Annotated in this window: 1 protein-coding gene and 1 pseudogene; both read right to left on the bottom strand. The window is 45.5% G+C overall.

All coding sequences use genetic code 11. The features are described from left to right. Window positions 1–31: 31 nt before the first annotated feature. Window positions 32–895: pseudogene (locus O59_RS20750) on the bottom strand (IS3 family transposase); the annotation flags it as partial. Continuing rightward, entirely contained in the window at window positions 895–1,203 is a 309-nt protein-coding gene (locus O59_RS20745; protein WP_007646377.1) for a transposase, read from the bottom strand. The gene O59_RS20745 and the pseudogene O59_RS20750, both read right to left, overlap by 1 nt. Between the last annotated feature and the right edge of the window lie 64 nt (window positions 1,204–1,267).

Here is a 1,267-nt window from a genome sequence, read left to right as displayed (position 1 = left end):
TGGTCTTACCCACAAAAAGTAGACACCCTAACTATGCAGCCAAGGCTGTCATTCGTTCAAACTCTGCTGGTGCAACATAACCAATACTGGAATGCCTGCGTAAGCGGTTATAAAAAATTTCTATGTATTCAAAGATACTCGATCTAGCATCTTCAATCGAGTGGAATTGCCGGGTATAAATCAACTCAACCTTCAGGCGACTGAAGAAGGACTCCATCGGCGCATTGTCCCAACAGTTCCCTTTGCGACTCATACTCGGAATGGCGTCATGACACCGCATAAAGTCAATATATTTTTGGGCACGATACTGGACACCTCGATCAGAGTGAATGATTAGCCCAGGTTTGACATCCCGGCGTTCAAATGCCATACGTAATGCATCAGTAATCAGCGCCTCCGTCATGCTGGTATCCAGCGACCAACCAACAATACTGCGCGAGTACAAATCCATCACTGCCGCCAGATAGAGCCACTGTTTTTCAACCCAGATATACGTAATATCCGTTGTCCATTTCTCATTGGGTTTGCTCGCACCGAAGCGACGCCAGAGTAAATTCTCCGATACATTATGCATCGTCAACGCATGGCTTCCATAATTAAATGCTTTCCCGTTGTGGGCCTTTAAACCTTGTAATTTCAGCACATTGGCAACAAAGTTAACTGAACAAGGCTGACCTATTGCATGCAACTCTTTAGCGATTCGCGGTGCACCATAGCGCGCCTTGTAAGTCGCATAAGTATCAATTATCTGGCGTTCACGGCATTCCCGTTGCAGTTGTCGTTGACTCTTTTCCCGATCAATCCAGCGATAATAACCACTGCGAGAGACAGACAGCACACGACACATCAGCGATACAGGAAAAGTCTCCCAGTGCTCACGAATTAACGCGTACTTTACTCGTGCTGGTTCGCAAAGTACGCAGCTGCCTTTTTTAAGAAGGCTAGCTCTTTTTCCAGTTCTGCGTTTCTTCGTTTTAGCTGACGTAACTCATCACTTTCATTTTTTGAATAATCAACACCAGCAATAGAATTAAATTGTTTTTCAGAAAGGCGGGTAAACTGACGGCGCCAGTTATAGATCTGTTGTGCGCTAATTCCAAGATCGCGGGCAACAGATGCAGTAGTGTTACCTTCCTTCTCTGCACGTTTAACTGCTTCACGGCGAAACTCTTCGGTGTAAGCTTGTGTTTTCTTGCGTGCCATAATGAGCACCTCCATATAGGATTTTCTAACTATACAGGGTGTCTACAGTTGGTGGGTAACTCGG

This window comes from Cellvibrio sp. BR, from assembly GCF_000263355.1.
Classification (GTDB): Bacteria; Pseudomonadota; Gammaproteobacteria; order Pseudomonadales; family Cellvibrionaceae; genus Cellvibrio.
This window is presented reverse-complemented; position numbering and strand designations above follow the sequence as displayed.